Below are 17447 nucleotides of genomic sequence, written 5' to 3' on the forward strand. Positions count from 1 at the left end.
GTAGGAGCCGGCTTGCTGGCGATGGCGTCCTTGAAAATGCCATCGCCAGCAAGCCGGCTCCTACGAAAGCGACACTGGCGCCATGTTTTTGAGGAAAAAAAAACGCCCCGAACCAGTCGGGGCGTTTTCATGTGCGGTTCAGCAGCGGGAAATTACTTGCCTTCCCAACGCTTCAGTACCAGCGTGGCGTTGGTGCCACCGAAACCGAAGCTGTTGCTCATCACGGTGTTGATGGTGGCGTTTTCGCGGGTCTTGGTCAGCACCGGCAGATCGGCCACTTCAGGGTCCAGTTCGTCGATGTTGGCGGAACCGGCAATGAAGTTGCCTTCCATCATCAGCATGCAGTAGATCGCTTCGTGAACGCCGGCGGCGCCCAGGGAGTGACCCGACAGGCTCTTGGTGGAGCTGATGGCCGGAGCCTTGTCGCCGAACACTTCACGCACACCTTTCATTTCCGCGACGTCGCCGACCGGAGTCGAAGTGCCGTGGGTGTTCAGGTAGTCGATCGGGGTGTCGACGGTGGACAGCGCCTGCTGCATGCAGCGGATCGCGCCTTCGCCACTCGGGGCAACCATGTCGTAGCCGTCGGAGGTCGCGCCGTAGCCGACGATTTCCGCGTAGATTTTTGCGCCACGGGCCAGAGCGTGTTCCAGCTCTTCAACCACGACCATGCCGCCACCACCGGCAATGACGAAACCGTCACGGTCAGCGTCGTAGGCACGGGAGGCTTTTTCCGGGGTGTCGTTGCGCTTGCTGGACAGGGCGCCCATGGCGTCGAACAGGAACGACTGGCTCCAGTGCTCTTCTTCACCGCCACCGGCGAAGACGATGTCCTGCTTGCCCATCTGGATCTGTTCCATGGCGGTACCGATGCAGTGAGCACTGGTGGCGCAGGCAGAAGCGATGGAGTAGTTCAGGCCCTTGATCTTGAACGGAGTGGCCAGGCAAGCCGAAACGGTGCTGCTCATGGTCCGCGTGACGCGGTATGGGCCGACGCGCTTGACGCCTTTCTCGCGCAGGATGTCCAGCGCTTCCATCTGGTTCAGGGTCGATGCGCCACCGGAACCGGCGATCAGGCCGGTACGCGGGTTGGACACCTGCTCTTCGGTCAGACCGGAGTCGGTGATGGCGTCTTTCATGGCCAGGTAGGCATAAGCTGCCGCGTGGCCGACGAAGCGATAGATCTTGCGATCGATCAGTTCTTCAAGGTTGAGGTCGATGGAGCCGGAAACCTGGCTACGCAGACCCATTTCGGCATATTCCGGGTTGAACCGGATGCCAGGGCGGCTTGCACGCAGGTTAGCGGAGACGGTCTCTTTGTCATTGCCCAGGCAAGAAACGATGCCCAGACCAGTGATAACGACGCGGCGCATGCGGATAACCCTTAGAAGTTGTCAGTGGAGGTGAACACGCCGACCCGGAGGCCTTCGGCGGTGTAGATTTCGCGACCGTCGACAGTCACCGAACCGTCGGCAATGGCCAGGTTCAGCTTGCCCTTGAGGACGCGCTTGATATGAATGTTATAGGTGACTTTCTTGGCGGTCGGCAGGACCTGGCCGAAGAATTTCACTTCGCCCGAACCCAGCGCACGGCCACGGCCCGGCAGGCCTTGCCAGCCCAGGAAGAAGCCGACCAGTTGCCACATGGCGTCGAGGCCCAGGCAGCCCGGCATCACCGGATCGCCTTCGAAGTGGCAGGCGAAGAACCACAGGTCCGGATTGATATCCAGCTCGGCGACCAATTCACCTTTGCCGTACTTGCCACCTTCTTCGCTGATCAGGGTGATGCGATCAACCATCAGCATGTTCGGGGCGGGCAGTTGCGCGTTACCTGGGCCGAACAGCTCACCGCGACTGCAGCGCAGCAGGTCTTCCCGGGTAAAGGCGTTTTGTTTGGTCATGCGAGCTCCTCAATAGTCCCATGCGGCAGGTGGGGCAAATCTTCCCGGCCGATCGAAGCGTTCATGCCTCGAACCGGCAGCCTACTCATAGACTATTGCGTTGTGGTGAAAGTCACAGCACCAAGGACATGAATGTACACTTGTGCACTGAAATTTTTATTCAAGCCCCTTTTCGGGCCTGTACGGGTGCCTAAGACTGCCGCACTTTCGCCTTTCACGCCAGTCGCAGATGGTCGAAAGGCCTGCACTACTGCACCCAACGTTGCAGAATTTGCTGCAGATCAGTGCGTTTGAACGGCTTGGCCAGGTAATCGTTCATCCCTGCCGACAGGCAGGCTTCGCGATCGCCCTGCAGGGCGTTGGCAGTCAGCGCGATGATCGGCAGGTCGGTGCAACCGGGCAGCTTGCGGATTTGCCGGGTGGCTTCGTAGCCATCGATGACCGGCAAGCGGCAATCCATCAGGATCGCTTCGAAAATCAGGCTCTCGGCACTGCGTACCGCCTGGGCGCCGTCGGCCACGACACTGACCTTGAAACCCAGGCTGCGCAACATGGCTTCGATGACCGTCTGGTTGACCGGATTGTCTTCGACCAGCAGCACATTGCGTCCTTCGCCGTTGCTGTTGCGCGGTTGCGCGCGTGGCGCCAGCGGCGGTTGTGTCTGCTGGTGCAGTGCCAGGGGAATTTCCAGGGTGAACACCGAACCGCGGCCTTCCTCACTCTGCGCACGCAGGGTGCCACCCATGCGTTCGGCGAGGGTGCGGGCAATCGGCAGGCCCAGCCCGGTGCCGCCGTAGCGCCTTGAAATGGAGCTGTCGGCCTGCTGGAACGCGTTGAACATCAATTCCAGGCTTTGCGCCGGAATGCCGATGCCGCTGTCGCGCACGGTGCAGGTGAACCACAGCAACTCGTGATCCAGCGATTGCCACTGTGCCTCGATGGTGACGCGGCCCTGTTCGGTGAACTTCAACGCATTGCCGACCAGGTTGACCAGAATCTGCCGGATACGCGTCGGGTCGCCCTTGACCTGCAGGCTGCGCATGTCGTCGGGGATCATCAGTTGCAGGTCGAGACCGCGTTGTGCGGCGCTGTGCTGGAACGACTGGGCGCAACTGCCGATCAGGTCGCTGAGGTTGAACGCAATGTGCTCCAGCTCCAGTTCCGAACGTTCGATCCGCGAGAAATCGAGGATGTCGTTGATGACCTTGAGCAGGTGCTCGGTGGATTCCGAGGCCAGCGCCGCGTACTCCACCTGTTCCTCGGTCATGTCGGTGGTTTCCAACAACTGCAGCATGCCCAGTACGCCATTCATGGGCGTGCGCAGTTCATGGCTCATCATGGCGAGGAAGTCGGACTTGGCGTTGTTGGCCTTTTCCGCTTCTTCGCGTGTCTGGATCAACTGCGCCATGGCTTGATGCTGTTCGCGGCTGGCCTGTTCGAGACCGCTGGCGAGGTTGTTGATGTGTTGCGACAACGCCCCCAGTTCGGCGTCGTCGACAATGGGCAGCGGTGTTTTGTAGTCGCCGTCCTGAATCGCCTTGACCGCATTGCCGATATCACGGATCGGTTGCGACAGGCTGCCCGCCAGACGCCGGGCCACGATGAAGGTAAACAGCAGGGCGAACAGCGCCAGAATCGCAGCCTTGAGGACGATTTCCTGCTGGCGACGGCTGAAGGCATCGTTGGACAGGCCGACGATCACCCGGCCCAGATAGTCTTCGGCGGGGGCCGCGCTGACGGTTTTGCTGCTCTGGAAAAAGTCATTGTGCAGCGCGATGCGCTGGAGCCGGATCGGTGCCTGGAATACTTCGAGTTGTTGCGCGCGGTTGTGGTGTTCGTTCGGTTGTTCGACGTACACCAGAACCCGGTTGGCGCTGTCCTGGATCTCCAGAAAGCTCACGTTGGGCGTGGCCAGCGTTGCCTTGAGCAAGGTTTCGAGCACTTCGCTGTTGCCCGAGATCACCCCGTATTCGGTGGCGGGGGCCAGTTGGTTGGCGATCAATTGGCCGGTGTGAGTGATTTCCTGACGCAGATCCTGAATGCGTACGAAGGTGAAGAAGCTGATCAGCAACAAGGTCAGCAGCAGGGCAGGGCCGAGGCTGATGAGTTGGGTGCGGGTGTTGATGTCCCAGCGACGGCGAAAGTTCATGGGCGGCGTTCTCCTTCAGCCAGCAACGTGGCGACAGACGCTTCGTTGATCTGCTCGATACCCAGGGAGCGCGCTACTTGCGGGTTGCTCGCGACTTTGAATCGCTGGGGATAATGGCTGCGCGGCCAGGTGGCCGGGGGCCGGTCGAGCAATTCGTTGAGTACCGCCAGCCAATCGTCCTGATCGCTATAGGTGCTGGCCAGGCTCCCGGCCTTGACGAATCCGGCGTTGGGTCCGATCAGCGCCACTTGGCGCGAGTAGCTGCTCAGCAGCAGGTTTTTTGCGGTTTGCGGGTTGTACAGGTCGGCGTCGTCCAGGCCCAGCAACACGTCGCTGTTCTTCAGCAAGGCCTGCAACGGACGACTGTCGTGAATGTTGTCCCAGCGCTGGGTGACCACCTCGAGACCCAGGGGGCGGGCGGCTTCACGCAGCTCAGCCAACAGGAACTCACTGTGGTTGTCGTAGAGCACGCCGATGCGTTTGGCTTGGGGTAACAGGGTGTGGGTCAAGCGCAACTGGCGATCCACGGGTGGATCGCTCCATAGCAGGCAAAGACGCGCAGGCAGCGTGTTGTTCAAGCGTTGCCGGGCTTGCAGGCGGCTGATGCGCAGCACCAGTGTCGCCGGGCCCTCGGCGTCCTGCAGGCGCCAGTCGAGGCTGGGCAGGTCGAGCAGTATCAAACGGATGTTTTCCGGCAACCTGTCGGGGATCGGCAAACTGGCCAGTGCCTGGAATCGTACGTTGTCGCTCGGTCGCAACTCGCTCAAGGCCTGGGTAAACGCCCGCACACCGGGGCTGTCTTCGGCCCCCGTGAGCAAAATGTCGGCGGCGTTACCCGCCGGGCTGCCGAACAACAGGCACAGCATGGCCAGCAACCGACCCAGGGACGGCATTTTCCAGGCCGGGCGATAACGCATCCTAAAGCTCCAGCTCCGCGCTGAAATACATCACGTGGCGCTGGTCATAGTTGTTGTCGTTGAAGGTGGCTGGCTGATTGTCCAACCGCTGCTGGAGCACTCCGGCCAGTTCCAGGCTGGCCTTGCCCAAGGCGATGCGTTTGGCAATGCGCGCATCGACCCGTTCGAAGCGATAGCCGTTGAGGGCGTCATCGCCATAATAGAAAAGCGCACTGTTCCAGCCTTGTCCCCAATCCCTCAGCCATCCGGCCGAACCGCTGTTGCGTGCGGTCTGCCTGGCATCCAGCGGGTTGCTGGCGTCGGCATCGACGTAGGCATAGGTCAATCGCAGGCGATCGAGGTTGCCGACACGCCAGTCCAGCTGGGTTTCGGCTCCCGTAAAACGCTCTTTGTTCGCATTGCTGGCGATGTACTGATTGTTGCGCAGTGGTTCGCTGATCATGCCGGTGATTTCGTCGTGGAACAGCTTCACGTCGAGCGCCAGCCCAGGCTCCGGAAAGTAGCCGTTGTAGCCCAGTTCCCGGGAGCGCATGTGCTCTTGATCAAGGTCGCCGGGGCCGCGGGTCCTGACGAAATAGCGGGCGCTGGACTGGCCAAAGGCGCCGGGCCTGAGGTTGGAGACCTGATAGCTCCAGTTGACGTTGTTCTCGAACATGTCCGGCGAACGCACAGCCTCGGAATACACCGCACGCAAGCCGTGGCGCGGATTGATCAGGTAGTTCACGGCCATGCGAGGTGTCAGCGAGCTGCCGATCAAGCGGGTGTCCTCGAACATGGCACCGCCCTGCAGCAGCCAGTGTTCGCTGGCGCGCCACTCGAACTGGCCGAACGCCCGCCAGATCGTGTCATCGAGAGTGCCATTGAAGTAGGTCTCGGAATCCGCCCGGTCGTAACGATAGTTCATGCCGCTGACCAGCCGCAGGTTATCGGCAAGGCTCAGGGTGTCCTGCAGTTCGAGGTCGTAGCGCGATTCCCGGGTGCTCTGGTCGATGTCGCCACAAACGGTCTGGCTCGCGCCGTTGCGCCATTGATCGAGTACCTGGTTGGCCACCGCCTGCTCGGCGGGTGTGCCGGCCGGCGCGCCACGGCCGATGAAGCGTGTGATGTTGCGGGCCAGCCGTTCGGTGTAGTTCGGGTTCAACTGCCAGAGTTCGGTCAGTTGCGGGCTGAACGACACTTCTGCGTCGCAGGCACGCCAGGTTTGCTGGCGATCCCAGTGTTGGGCCGAGCCCTGGATATAAAGGCTGTGGTCGGGATTGATGTCCAGATTCCAGCGCAATGAGCCGGCGTAGTCCTTGGCCGTGACGTCGGAGTCGTCGCCCGCGCGGGTAATCCCCGGGAACACCGGTCGGTAGGTATAGGGTCGCTGGTTGGTGCCGTCCTTGGCATTCAATTGCCAATCGAGGCTTTGCCGTTCGTCGAGGGCCTGGCTGACGGCCAGGTTGAAGCGATCGAGGCGGCGACTGTCATGATAGTCGGCTCCGGTTCGGTCAGTGTCGAAGCCGTCGTCCTGCTGGCCGGACAGGGACAGGCGCAAGTCACCGTCTTCCCAACCCATGCCCTGGCTGGCGTAAAAGTCGTTGATGCCGCGCTGGCCCCGGGTGACTTTCAGGCGCGTGCCGTGACTGTCGGCCGGCCGCCGGGTGATGATATTGACCACCGCCATCAGGGCGTTGGCGCCGTAGCTGACGGTATTCGGCCCGCGAAAGACTTCGATGCGCTCGATGTCCTCCATGGCCACCGGAATGTCACTCCAGTCCACCGTGGCCAGGCCGGCGCGATACACCGAGCGCCCGTCGATCAGCACTTGCATGCGCCGCGCTTGCGTCGCATTGGTGCCGTGGTAGTTCACCGCCGCCTGATTGCCGCTGATGTTGCCGACCATCATCCCCGGCACCAGTCGCAGCAGCTCGCTGATGTCGCGGGCACCACTGGCGTGGATCAGGGCGCTGTCGATCACCGTCATGCTTCCGGGAACCGCGGCCGGCGATTGCTTCAGGCGCGTGGCCGTGAGCACCTGCGGCAGCTGTTCGCTGTCCAGGAACAGATCGTCGGCCAGCAATGGCGAGCTGAACATCAGCGCCAGTACCAGAGGCGAATGCGGTGAAGGAGCCGACACAACACATCCCTGTCCATGATTGATGGCGCGCATGTTAACCGAGCCGAACGACTTTTCCATTCACGATGTCTGCATTTTCCTCGGCTTTATTGGTCTTCTTCCTACGGGTAGCTGTATTTGATGTCGGGGCTGGCCGCCGATGGGCTGCCCCGTATAATGCCGAGATCGCCACTGGTATGGATTAACGGATTGCATATGACTGAACAGCGCCCGATTGCGGTCCTGGGAGGCGGAAGTTTTGGAACCGCCGTGGCTAATCTGCTGGCCGAGAACGGGCATCAGGTCCTTCAGTGGATGCGTGACCCCGAACAGGCCGAGGCCATTCGGGTCAATCGCGAAAACCCGCGTTACCTCAAAGGCATCAAGATTCTGCCTGGCGTCACAGCGGTGACCGACCTGCAAGCCACCCTGGATGCCTGTGACCTGTGTTTCGTCGCATTGCCGTCCAGCGCACTGCGCTCGGTGCTGGTGCCGCACGCCGATCGCCTGACCGGCAAGATGCTGGTGAGCCTGACCAAGGGCATCGAAGCCCACACGTTCAAGCTGATGAGCGAAATCCTCGAAGAGATCGCCCCGCAGGCGCGCATCGGCGTCCTGTCCGGCCCCAACCTGGCCCGTGAAATCGCCGAGCATGCGCTGACCGCCACGGTGGTCGCCAGTGAAGACGAAGCGCTGTGCCAGCAGGTCCAGGCCGCGCTGCATGGCCGCACCTTTCGTGTGTACGCCAGCGCCGACCGTTTCGGCGTGGAGTTGGGCGGGGCGTTGAAAAACGTCTACGCGATCATTGCCGGCATGGCGGTGGCGCTGGGCATGGGGGAAAACACCAAGAGCATGCTGATCACCCGGGCATTGGCGGAAATGACCCGTTTTGCGGTGAATCAGGGCGCCAACCCGATGACCTTCCTGGGCCTGGCGGGCGTGGGCGATCTGATCGTGACCTGTTCGTCGCCCAAAAGCCGCAACTATCAGGTCGGCTTCGCCCTCGGCCAGGGCCTGAGCCTGGACGAAGCCGTCACACGCCTGGGCGAGGTCGCCGAAGGGGTCAACACCCTTAAAGTACTCAAGGCCAAGGCTCAGGAGGTTGGCGTGTACATGCCGCTGGTCGCCGGGCTTCACGCGATCCTGTTCGAGGGGCGCACGCTGGAGCAGGTCATCGGTCTGTTGATGCGTGGCGAGCCGAAAACCGACGTCGACTTTATTTCCACCAGTGGTTTCAACTAATCACGCTTGCCAGAAAAGCAGGGAGTTGCGCATGAACGATCCAAAAGTAGAAGCCCAATACGAGTCCATCCTCCTGCGCGCGTTGTGGATGATCGTCTTCGTGCTGGTGTGGCAAGTGGCGCAGTTCATCCTTGGCGCCGTCGTGCTGGTGCAGTTGATCTATCGTTTGTTCTATGGCGCCCCGAGCGCCAGCCTGATGAACTTCGGCGACAGCCTGAGCCAGTTTCTGGCGCAGATCGGCCGGTTCGGCAGCTTTCACAGCGACCAGAAGCCCTGGCCGTTCGCCGACTGGCCGACGCCGCGTACGCCGGAAGGTGAAGCGCCGCATGTCGTGGCACCGGCACCGCATCCGGCCCGAGATGAGGAACCCAAGCTATGAAACTCTGGGTATTGCGTCATGGTGAAGCTGTACCGCACGGCTCCCGTCCCCACGATTCGGAGCGGGAACTGACGGAAAACGGTCGCAAGGAAGTATTGAAAGTCGCCGCAGAGCTGGTGGGGCAGCCGCTGACCGGCATTTACGCCAGCCCGTACCGGCGAGCGCAGCAAACCGCGCAGCTGGTACGGGATGCATTGGGTTTCGAACCGGAAATCCGTACCGTCGAGTGGCTGACACCGGACACGGAGCCGGACAAGGTGGCCGAACAGATGGTCGCGGTCAGCAACGTGTTGCTGGTCAGTCACAACCCGCTGGTGGGGAATCTGCTGAGCTACCTGCAACATGGTGCCGGACATCCGCCAGAGAGGGTCAGCACTGCCGGTCTGGCGGAGCTCAAGGGTGATGAGCTGCTGGTCGGGTCGATGAAACTCGACAGCATCAAGCACCCGTAGCGCCGCTTTTCTGTGGGAGCGTGGCTTGCCCGCGAAGGCATCGACTCGGTTTACCTGAGGAACCGTGGCGCCTGCATCGCGGGCAAGCCACGCTCCCACAGGTACGACTCACCCCGAAGGTTTTGAATAAAATAGTCAACCAAGCACTTGCTTGGTTGACTACGCTTGCTCCAGACCAAAATCACAGGAGCGAGTCGCATGTCTGCTGCTTTTCGTTTGCCACTGGACGTTTTCTACGAGCGTGAGGCCCGTCATCCCCGCCAGCGCTTTCTGGTCCAGCCTGTGGGAGGCGGCCAGGTCGAGACCTTGACCTGGGCCGACGTCGGTCATCAGGCCCGTTGCGCGGCCCATTGGTTGCGGGCGCGGGAACTGCCGCAGGGCAGCCATATCGCCCTGATCTCGAAGAACTGTGCGCACTGGATCATTGCCGACCTGGCGATCTGGATGGCCGGCCACGTGTCGGTGCCGTTGTACCCCAACCTCACCGCCGAGTCGGTTGCCCAGGTGCTCGAACACTCGGAAGCGGCGCTGGCGTTCATCGGCAAGCTCGACGACTGGCCTGGCATGTCCCGTGGCGTCAGCCCCGACCTGCCGACCGTCAGCCTGCCCCTGCATCCGCCGGGCATGTTCGATTTCAGCTGGGCCGACCTGCAACGCAGCTCGCCGATCCAGGACAATCCCAAGCCTGGCGCCGATCAACTGGCGACCATCATTTACACATCCGGCACCACGGGCATGCCCAAAGGGGTGATGCACAGCTTCGGCAATCTGGGGTTCGCCACCACGCGTGGCACTTCGTTGTTCGGCCTCAACGAGTCGGACCGGTTGCTGTCCTACCTGCCGCTATGCCACGTTGCCGAGCGTATGTTCGTCGAACTGGCGTCGATCTATACCGGCCAGACGGTGTTTTTCGCCGAGAGCCTCGACACCTTTCTCACCGACCTGAAGCGTGCGCGCCCGACCGCGCTGTTTGGCGTGCCACGCATCTGGACCAAGTTCCAGATGGGCGTGTACAGCAAGATCCCGGCAAAACGCCTCGACTTCCTGCTCGGCCTGCCGATTATCGGCAAACGGGTCGGGCATAAGGTTCTCGCCGGATTGGGCCTGGATGCATTGCGCATTGCGCTGTCCGGCGCTGCGCCGGTGCCGCAGACCTTGTTGCTGTGGTACCGCAAGCTGGGGCTGGACGTGTTGGAGGTCTACGGCATGACAGAGAGCTGCGGTTATTCGCACATCTGCATGCCGGGCCAGAACAAACCGGGCTGGATCGGCAAGCCGTGCCCGGAAGTCGAAGTGCGGATCGCCGAGACGGGAGAGGTCATGGTGCGCAGTGGCGCGACCATGCTCGGCTATTTCAAGGAGCCGGAAAAAACCGCTGAAACCATTACCGAGGACGGCTTCCTGCGCACCGGCGACAAGGGCGAGGAGGACGCAGAAGGCAATCTGCGCCTGACCGGGCGCCTGAAGGAAATCTTCAAGACCAGCAAAGGCAAATACGTGGCGCCGGCACCGATCGAAAATCGCCTGGCCGTGCATTCGCGCATCGAACAGGTCTGTGTGGTGGGCGATGGCTTGAGTGCACCGCTGGGGTTGTGCGTGTTGTCGGCGGTCGGCCAGCAGGATGCCGGCGGGGTCGGGCGCGTCGGCTTGCATTCGAGCCTGGAAAAACTGCTGGAAGAGGTCAACGGCGCCCTCGACAAGCATGAACAACTGCGGCGCCTAGTGGTGGTCAAGGACAGCTGGGCCGTGGAAAACGGCTTTCTTACGCCGACCTTGAAGATCAAGCGCAACGTGATCGAAGCCGCTTACGGTGGGCGCTTCGAGGAATGGAGCGAGCGCAGCGAAGCCGTGCTGTGGCAGGATTGATCCACGAACAAAACCAACAAGGAAACTCTGCGATGAGCCTGTGGCGCACCACCCCGAACATCGAACAGTTGAACGCAATCCAGAAAAACACCATCGGCGAAGTGCTGGACATCCGTTTCGAAGCCTTCGACGAGGAGTCCCTGACCGCCAGCATGGTCATCGATCACCGCACCCATCAGCCTTACGGCTTGCTGCATGGCGGCGCCTCGGTGGTGCTGGCCGAATCGGTCGGCTCCATGGCCAGCTACCTGTGCATCGATGCCAGCAAGTTCTATTGCGTGGGCCTGGAAATCAACGCCAACCATTTGCGCGGCCTGCGCAGCGGCCGGGTGACGGCGGTGGCCAGGCCGATCCACATCGGCCGCACGACCCATGTCTGGGACATTCGCCTGACCAGCGATGAGGGCAAGGCCAGTTGCGTGTCGCGGCTGACCATGGCGGTGGTGCCGTTGGGTGAGGCACCGCCAGCGCGTTAAGGCAAGCTCGAAGCACGGGACCTGAACGCTATCATTGGAAGTGCGTTGTCAGTGGGTATGTCCGGGTGCCCGTTCCACAGGCTGTTCGCCTGGGTGAAGTGGTCCAGCACGAAGTCTGCATCGTCATATCTGAACAATGCGGCGATGCCGCGTTGAACATGTTGCCCCAAATACGTTCGCAGTTCTGTGAGGGTAGCCATTGCAGCAATGGCGCCCATCCGCAGATTGGGGTTGGCAATCGCGCCGGTCAGCGGGGTGGACATGAATGTCAGCGAGGCGGTCAAGCCTGAGCCGGCCGTGCGCGTAGCCCAGCCATACAGCACTTCCAGGCCATTCGGTCTGCTCAATGCATTAGTGCCCCGGGTGAAGGTGCCTCCGCGCCAGGCATTGATAATGACGATGGATACGCCATCAAGACCCTCGACGGCGGCATTGATGGCGACGTCTGACAGGGGCGGAAGCTCTTCGCGAATCATGCCGCCAGCGAACAGCAATCCGCCATAGACGCCTGTGCGCAGGGCACTTGCGACACCTGACGGCGGGAGTGAAAGTCTGGGGCCCAGTTCTGCGCTGATGCGTTGCCCTGTTTCCCGTGTCAGATTGCCGACCGCGCTGGTGATGAGGCTGACGGCTACTGCATTGAGGCTTTCAGGGTTGCTCCAATAGGAATAGAGCGGGGTAGCGGCACCTGCTGCCGCGCCGACCAACCCGCCGATGGCTGCGCCTGCCCACTGCGCAGCGCGGTTGTTGCTGTATCGGGAGGCGATGTTGCTTCCCGCGCCCACCCCCATGGATCCACCCGCGAATGCCCCGACCGTAGCGCCTGCAAGGGTCAGCGCCAGATTGGCGGCGGGGGCAACCGACCGGGCATCCGGATCATCCGTGGACGTGCTTGCCAGCTGCTCCAGTCCTTGTCCTGCAAAGTACCGGACAAAGCCACCGGCCAGGGCACTCACACCGTCGCGGCCAAGCGTCGCGGCGGCTGCACCGAACACCTCTCCCACGGTGATCAGCCCCTGAAGATCCACGTGCCCGATCGGATTGCCATGCACCATGGCATACAGGTTCAACCCATCGGCAATTCCCGCCGGGTCCGCGTTGAGCCAGCGTTGGCACCAGGGTACGTAATAGCGCAACCCGTAGTAGTACAACCCGGTGGCATCCCGCTCTTGACCGCAATAGCGCAGCGTCTTGTAGCTGGCTTCGAGCTTGTTGCGCCCGGTCCACCAGCAGGTCCCGCCGTAGGGGTAGTAACTTTCCCGGGAGATGAGCAGGGCTGTTTTGTCCAGCTCCAGAGCGCTGGAACCCAAATGATCGGTAAAACTGTAGCGATGCTGGTCCTGGGAGATTCCGGCTGGCGGTTCGGCCTGCCAGTGCAGGATTTGCACCGTACAGCGTCCGGCCTTGATCGTCAGGACGTGGAGCGTCTCTTCGGCAGAAATGCGCACTTCCATACCTGGCAAGTATCGTGTTTCGTGGGTGCGGATCAATGTGCCGGTGTAGGCCCGACGGATTTTTCGTTGACGCTGACCAGTGCCGTCGTACACATAGAACTCGCAATCGTCCGGTTCATCTTCACGCACCACCTGATCGACCTGCCGCAGTTGATTGCGCAGATCCCATTGCAGCGTTTGCCCCGGTTGAAGGCCGGTACGGTTGCCATTCGGGTCATGACCGAAGGCGATTTCCTGTTCGTCGGGCAGCTCGCCATTGGCTTTTTCGGGCAGGCTGCGATTGCTGAACCGTGCCACAGCCGTCAGTTCGGTGCGGCTGGCGCTGTCGGCCTGATGCTGCATGATCGTCAGGTTGCCGGCTTCATCGTAGGTGTACAAACGCGTGTAGTTCTCCAGCTGACCGGGGTCGGCAGCGCACTGGAAATCCGGCAGCTGTGGTCCACCCGCCGCGTTGCGTAGTTGCCGGCCACTGGCCTCGATCAGGCGGTAGAGGCTGTCGTAGCGATAGCGACTGACGGGTTCGATGCGCTGGTTGCGATGATAGTGAGTCGCTTCGGCGGCGTCGGTGATGCCTGTGACATTGCCCACCGCGTCATACTCATAAGTCAGATCCTGCAGGGCCGGTTGACCTGTTACATGGGCTTTCAGGTGTTGCAGTCGACCGTCCTCGGGCCGATAAGTCGCACATGAAACAACGCCGTTTCCCGCACGTTGCAGTTCGATCTGGGCGAAGGCGTTGTACCGGATATCCCGGACCAGTGTCGTTTCATCGGCCGGTCCGGCAAGCTTCACGCGGATTTCGCGCAGTTCGCCTGCGCAGGTATGAATGAACGTTTGCCGGTTGCCCAATGCATCGGTCTGGCTGACAGGCTCGCCGGCGGCGTTGCACTGAAGGCGCGTGATGGCTCGCTCGCTCTCCAGCAAGGCGTCGCGTTCAGGCTCTGATTCGGGCCAGTCCACCAGCCATTGCGGGTCGGCGATGAAGGCGCGGCCGTGTTGCAACGGCGTAGCGTTGAGACTGAACCCGGTGAAGAGCAGGGTGCCTGCGGTGTCGTCGTGCCGAATCAACTGACCGCGCAGGTTTCGGACGGCATCGGCCTCGGTACTGGCATAGGTGAACCGTGCGATACAACGTTCCGGTCCTTGCCACCCGCGCTCGAAACTGGCGACCGGGCGACACTGGAGATCATAGGCGACGCGACTCTGACTGAGTTTCTGATCCCATCCTTCAACACTTTGCCCATGGGCGCCGCGCAATCCCAGGCGCCAGCCCGCGTCGCTGTTTTGCGCAAGGATGACCGCGTCCGACAAACTGAAAACGTTCTGCTGATTGACTGCCGTTTGGCCGTCCTGATGTAAACGGAACAGGCGTGGATCACGACTGAGAATGGCGCGACCGGCGCCGTCATATTCCTGCTGAGTGATGCAAGGCTGCGGAGTCGACGCATTCTCGCGCCGCAGATACCCCACACCACGCACGCTCAGCCCGCGAGGGTCAAAAACCTGGATGGCCGGAGTGTTGGCGTGGGTCATCCTGAATGTGCTCATGGCTCGACAAATAGCCCTTCTTATCCACTTGATGCCGGTTGACAGTCAACTGTCAGAAGTAACAGGTGGCGCCCACGGTGGTGCCATAGCCACGGCAGGTCTGTCATCATTCCTGGCAGTTACGGTCATTGCTGCAAGATGTTTCTTTGCGGACAATCAGCCTTTGTTTCGCTCATGGATTTGCAGGTATGTCGCAACAGATCTTTTTCGCCCACGCCAACGGTTTTCCTTCGGGGACCTATGGCAAGTTGTTTGCGGCGCTGGCACCCGAGTTTCAGGTGACGCATCTGGAGCAGCACGCCCACGACCCGCGTTTCCCGGCGGACGACAACTGGTACAACCTGGTGGATGAGCTGATCCATCATCTGCAACAACAGGCCGAGCCCGTGTGGGGCGTCGGTCACTCCTTCGGTGGCGTGTTGCACCTGCATGCGGCCTTGCGCTGCCCCGAGTTGTATCGCGGGGTGGTGATGCTCGACTCGCCAGTGCTGACCCGAGCCGATCGATGGGTCATTCGTGCGGCCAAACGCTTCGGTTTCATTGATCGCCTGACCCCGGCCGGGCGCACCCTGGGCCGCCGAGAGGAGTTCGCCGACCTGGACAGCGCCCGCAAGTATTTTGCCGGCAAAACCCTGTTTCGCGGCTTCGACCCGGAGTGCTTCGATGCCTACCTGCAACATGGCTTGCACCGGGTCGACGACAAGCTGCGCCTGCGGTTCGATCCGGCCACGGAAATCAGCATCTATCGCGGCGTGCCGCACACGAGTCCAGGCAGCACCCGCAAGTTGCAGGTGCCACTGGCGGTGGTTCGCGGGCACAACAGCCGTGTGGTGATGCGCCATCACGCCAGTTCGGTCGACCGCCTGCCGTTGGGCGAGTCGTTGACCATGCCCGGCGGCCACATGTTTCCGCTCGAACGTCCCCTTGATACCGCACAAATGCTCAAAGGCCTGTTCCATCGTTGGGGCGGCCGTCGACAACAGGATTGCGCATGAGTCACGTCGTCGAAGAAGTCCGCCTGAGCCTGCCGCACATCGAACTGGCGGCGCACCTGTTCGGGCCTGAAGACGGTTTGCCGGTCATTGCCCTGCATGGCTGGCTGGACAATGCCAACAGCTTTGCCCGTCTGGCGCCGAAACTCAAAGGCCTGCGCATCATCGCCCTGGACATGGCCGGTCACGGTCATTCCGGCCATCGCCCGCCGGGCGCCGGCTACGCCATGTGGGACTATGCCCACGATGTGCTGCAGGTCGCCGAACAGCTGGGATTGAAGAAATTTGCGCTGATGGGACATTCGATGGGCGCGATCGCTTCGTTGATCATCGCCGGATCGATGCCCGAGCGGATCACCCACCTGGCGTTGATCGACGGCATCATTCCACCGACAGACAAGGGTGAAAACGCTGCCGAGCGCATGGGCATGGCTCTGCAGGCGCAACTGGATCTGCGGGAAAAGCGCAAACCGGTCTACGACACCCTCGACCGTGCCATCCAGGCGCGCATGAAAGGGTTGGTGGCGGTCAGTCGCGAAGCTGCCGAACTGCTGGCGCAGCGGGGGCTGATGCCGGTGCCGGGCGGTTACACCTGGCGCACCGACAATCGCCTCACGCTGCCGTCGCCACTGCGCCTGACCACGGAACAGGCCATGGCCTTCGTCCAGCGGATCAAATGTCCAGCAACACTGGTGGTCGCGGCTGACGGCATGCTCGCCAAACATCCTGAATTGCTGGAGCGTCTACCCTTTAGCCGTGTACAGCTGCCTGGCGGCCACCATTTGCACCTCAATGACGAAGCCGGTGCCGATCTTGTCGCAGACTGTTTCAATCGGTTTTTCGCCATTCCTTGACTTGCGCCGGGCAACTGTCGAGGCTTGGCGGGTTGAAAAGGGAGACAACCATGATAGATCTCTACACCGCTGCGACCCCGAATGGCCATAAGGTCTCTATCGTGCTCGAGGAACTCGGCCTGCCCTACACGGTGCATGCCCTGAGTTTCGACAAGAAGGAACAGAAGTCCGCGGACTTCCTCAAGATCAACCCCAATGGCCGGATTCCGGCGATTGTCGACCGTGCCCAGGCCATGCTGATCCGATGAGTCTATCCATGCGTTCATTCAGTCTGCTGGTGCTGTGCAGTTTCAGTCCCTTGTTGTTCGCCGCCGATGTTCCAGGCAGTCAGGACCTGCCGATAGTGCCGCGCATGGTCGACGCGCAGATTGTCGATTATCGCCCCGCCGCCGAGCTGGAGCGGATCTACCCCTTGGGTTCGATCCGCAAGATCAGTGGCCAGTTACGCTTCGACGGTCAGGTCAGCGCTCGCGGCAACGTCACGTCGGTGACCTACGAGTTGCCGCCGGAGCATTCTTCCCTCGAGGCGTTTACCGTTGCCCGTGAGGCTTTACAAAAGCAGGACGCCGGGTTGCTCTTCTGGTGCCAGGCGCGTGATTGCGGCGAAAGCAGCCTCTGGGCCAATGAAGTCTTCGGCAATGCCAAGCTGTACGGCGCCGACGATCAACAAGCCTATCTTCTGCTGCGCCTTGCCGCTCCACGGGAAAACACGCTCGTCGCGCTGTACGGCATTACCCGCGGTAATCGCAAAGCCTACCTGCATGTCGAACAGTTCGACGCTTCGGCACCGCTGGGCGAGTTGTTGCCGACCTCCGCGACTTTGCTGCGTGAACTCAAGAGCACCGGCGAGCTCGATTTTTCCACGTTGAACAGCGCCCCTGACGCGACCTGGCTGCGTTTGATTTCTCGCGGACTGAATCTGGACACCACTTTGCGGGTCAGTATTTCCGGAGCGAACGCCGAAGCCTGGCGTCAGGCCCTGATTACCCAGGGCGTGCGTGCCGCGCGGTTGGAAACCGGCAGTGCCGAAGGCTCTGGCCTGCACATCGAGCTATTGCGCTAGGCTGTACCGGGCGAACGTGCAGGCTGCGTTCGCCTACTCTTTTGCTGACTGACATTT

General features: G+C 61.5%; 14 protein-coding genes and 1 pseudogene. 9 read left to right on the forward strand and 6 right to left on the reverse strand.

Annotation, left to right across the window (positions count from 1 at the left end; translation table 11 throughout):
• Positions 1 to 152: 152 nt before the first annotated feature.
• The 5 genes from fabB to EI969_RS09375 all read right to left on the reverse strand — a co-directional run bounded on the left by fabB (position 153) and on the right by EI969_RS09375 (position 7043).
• Complete coding sequence (gene fabB / locus EI969_RS09355) at positions 153 to 1373, reverse strand: beta-ketoacyl-ACP synthase I (RefSeq protein ID WP_007974551.1); 1221 nt, start codon at positions 1371 to 1373, stop codon at positions 153 to 155.
• 11 nt (positions 1374 to 1384) lie between these two features.
• Positions 1385 to 1900, reverse strand: a complete 516-nt coding sequence (gene fabA, locus EI969_RS09360; protein WP_003227150.1) for a 3-hydroxyacyl-[acyl-carrier-protein] dehydratase FabA — start codon at positions 1898 to 1900, stop codon at positions 1385 to 1387.
• Between the two features lie 247 nt (positions 1901 to 2147).
• Positions 2148 to 4049 (reverse strand): ATP-binding protein, encoded by a 1902-nt coding sequence (locus EI969_RS09365; RefSeq protein WP_160387277.1) that lies wholly within the window; start codon positions 4047 to 4049, stop codon positions 2148 to 2150.
• On the reverse strand, positions 4046 to 4966 hold the full coding sequence (locus EI969_RS09370) for an ABC transporter substrate-binding protein (protein WP_160387279.1): 921 nt from the start codon (positions 4964 to 4966) through the stop codon (positions 4046 to 4048). The genes EI969_RS09365 and EI969_RS09370 overlap by 4 nt, the downstream gene beginning before the upstream one ends.
• Before the next feature lies 1 nt (position 4967).
• On the reverse strand, positions 4968 to 7043 hold the full coding sequence (locus tag EI969_RS09375) for a TonB-dependent siderophore receptor (protein WP_256678290.1): 2076 nt from the start codon (positions 7041 to 7043) through the stop codon (positions 4968 to 4970).
• Positions 7044 to 7280: 237 nt separating this feature from the next.
• On the opposite strand from EI969_RS09375, the gene EI969_RS09380 reads away from it, so the two are divergent.
• The 5 genes from EI969_RS09380 (at position 7281) to EI969_RS09400 (ending at position 11479) form a co-directional block, all read left to right on the forward strand.
• Positions 7281 to 8306: an NAD(P)H-dependent glycerol-3-phosphate dehydrogenase gene (locus EI969_RS09380; RefSeq protein ID WP_160387281.1), complete on the forward strand. Its 1026-nt coding sequence runs from the start codon at positions 7281 to 7283 to the stop codon at positions 8304 to 8306.
• Between the two features lie 31 nt (positions 8307 to 8337).
• Entirely contained in the window at positions 8338 to 8685 is a 348-nt protein-coding gene (locus EI969_RS09385; RefSeq protein WP_160387283.1) for a DUF4389 domain-containing protein, read from the forward strand.
• Positions 8682 to 9137, forward strand: coding sequence for a phosphohistidine phosphatase SixA (gene sixA / locus EI969_RS09390; protein WP_160387285.1), 456 nt, complete (start codon positions 8682 to 8684; stop codon positions 9135 to 9137). The genes EI969_RS09385 and sixA overlap by 4 nt, the downstream gene beginning before the upstream one ends.
• A 198-nt stretch (positions 9138 to 9335) precedes the next feature.
• Positions 9336 to 11003, forward strand: coding sequence for an AMP-binding protein (locus EI969_RS09395; RefSeq protein ID WP_160387287.1), 1668 nt, complete (start codon positions 9336 to 9338; stop codon positions 11001 to 11003).
• Between the two features lie 32 nt (positions 11004 to 11035).
• On the forward strand, positions 11036 to 11479 hold the full coding sequence (locus tag EI969_RS09400) for a hotdog fold thioesterase (protein WP_160387289.1): 444 nt from the start codon (positions 11036 to 11038) through the stop codon (positions 11477 to 11479).
• Here EI969_RS09400 and EI969_RS09405 read toward each other — a convergent pair.
• Positions 11476 to 14466: an RHS repeat domain-containing protein gene (locus EI969_RS09405; protein ID WP_160387291.1), complete on the reverse strand. Its 2991-nt coding sequence runs from the start codon at positions 14464 to 14466 to the stop codon at positions 11476 to 11478. The genes EI969_RS09400 and EI969_RS09405 overlap by 4 nt on opposite strands.
• 203 nt (positions 14467 to 14669) lie before the next feature.
• Here EI969_RS09405 and EI969_RS09410 point away from each other — a divergent pair, with 203 nt between their 5' ends.
• From EI969_RS09410 to EI969_RS09425, 4 genes and pseudogenes are all read left to right on the forward strand, one after another.
• Complete coding sequence (locus EI969_RS09410; RefSeq protein ID WP_160387292.1) at positions 14670 to 15476, forward strand: alpha/beta fold hydrolase; 807 nt, start codon at positions 14670 to 14672, stop codon at positions 15474 to 15476.
• A complete protein-coding gene (locus EI969_RS09415) occupies positions 15473 to 16327 on the forward strand; it encodes an alpha/beta hydrolase (protein ID WP_160387294.1) in 855 nt (284 codons plus the stop codon). Before EI969_RS09410 ends, EI969_RS09415 begins: the two co-directional genes overlap by 4 nt.
• Before the next feature lie 50 nt (positions 16328 to 16377).
• A pseudogene (locus tag EI969_RS09420) lies at positions 16378 to 16551 on the forward strand (glutathione S-transferase N-terminal domain-containing protein); the annotation flags it as partial.
• Between the two features lie 32 nt (positions 16552 to 16583).
• Positions 16584 to 17390: a DUF4892 domain-containing protein gene (locus tag EI969_RS09425; protein WP_160387296.1), complete on the forward strand. Its 807-nt coding sequence runs from the start codon at positions 16584 to 16586 to the stop codon at positions 17388 to 17390.
• Positions 17391 to 17447 lie beyond the last annotated feature (57 nt).

Origin of the sequence: Pseudomonas sp. PB101 (assembly GCF_009764265.1) — a bacterium.
GTDB lineage: Bacteria > Pseudomonadota > Gammaproteobacteria > Pseudomonadales > Pseudomonadaceae > Aquipseudomonas.

Bases quoted from the DNA above. Each gene is read 5' to 3' on its own strand.
- fabB (WP_007974551.1), bottom strand. From the start codon at position 1,373: ATGCGCCGCGTCGTTATCACTGGTCTGGGCATCGTTTCTTGCCTGGGC.
- fabA (WP_003227150.1), bottom strand. From the start codon at position 1,900: ATGACCAAACAAAACGCCTTTACCCGGGAAGACCTGCTGCGCTGCAGT.
- EI969_RS09365 (WP_160387277.1), bottom strand. From the start codon at position 4,049: ATGAACTTTCGCCGTCGCTGGGACATCAACACCCGCACCCAACTCATC.
- EI969_RS09370 (WP_160387279.1), bottom strand. From the start codon at position 4,966: ATGCGTTATCGCCCGGCCTGGAAAATGCCGTCCCTGGGTCGGTTGCTG.
- EI969_RS09375 (WP_256678290.1), bottom strand. From the start codon at position 7,043: ATGTTCAGCTCGCCATTGCTGGCCGACGATCTGTTCCTGGACAGCGAA.
- EI969_RS09380 (WP_160387281.1), top strand. From the start codon at position 7,281: ATGACTGAACAGCGCCCGATTGCGGTCCTGGGAGGCGGAAGTTTTGGA.
- EI969_RS09385 (WP_160387283.1), top strand. From the start codon at position 8,338: ATGAACGATCCAAAAGTAGAAGCCCAATACGAGTCCATCCTCCTGCGC.
- sixA (WP_160387285.1), top strand. From the start codon at position 8,682: ATGAAACTCTGGGTATTGCGTCATGGTGAAGCTGTACCGCACGGCTCC.
- EI969_RS09395 (WP_160387287.1), top strand. From the start codon at position 9,336: ATGTCTGCTGCTTTTCGTTTGCCACTGGACGTTTTCTACGAGCGTGAG.
- EI969_RS09400 (WP_160387289.1), top strand. From the start codon at position 11,036: ATGAGCCTGTGGCGCACCACCCCGAACATCGAACAGTTGAACGCAATC.
- EI969_RS09405 (WP_160387291.1), bottom strand. From the start codon at position 14,466: ATGACCCACGCCAACACTCCGGCCATCCAGGTTTTTGACCCTCGCGGG.
- EI969_RS09410 (WP_160387292.1), top strand. From the start codon at position 14,670: ATGTCGCAACAGATCTTTTTCGCCCACGCCAACGGTTTTCCTTCGGGG.
- EI969_RS09415 (WP_160387294.1), top strand. From the start codon at position 15,473: ATGAGTCACGTCGTCGAAGAAGTCCGCCTGAGCCTGCCGCACATCGAA.
- EI969_RS09425 (WP_160387296.1), top strand. From the start codon at position 16,584: ATGCGTTCATTCAGTCTGCTGGTGCTGTGCAGTTTCAGTCCCTTGTTG.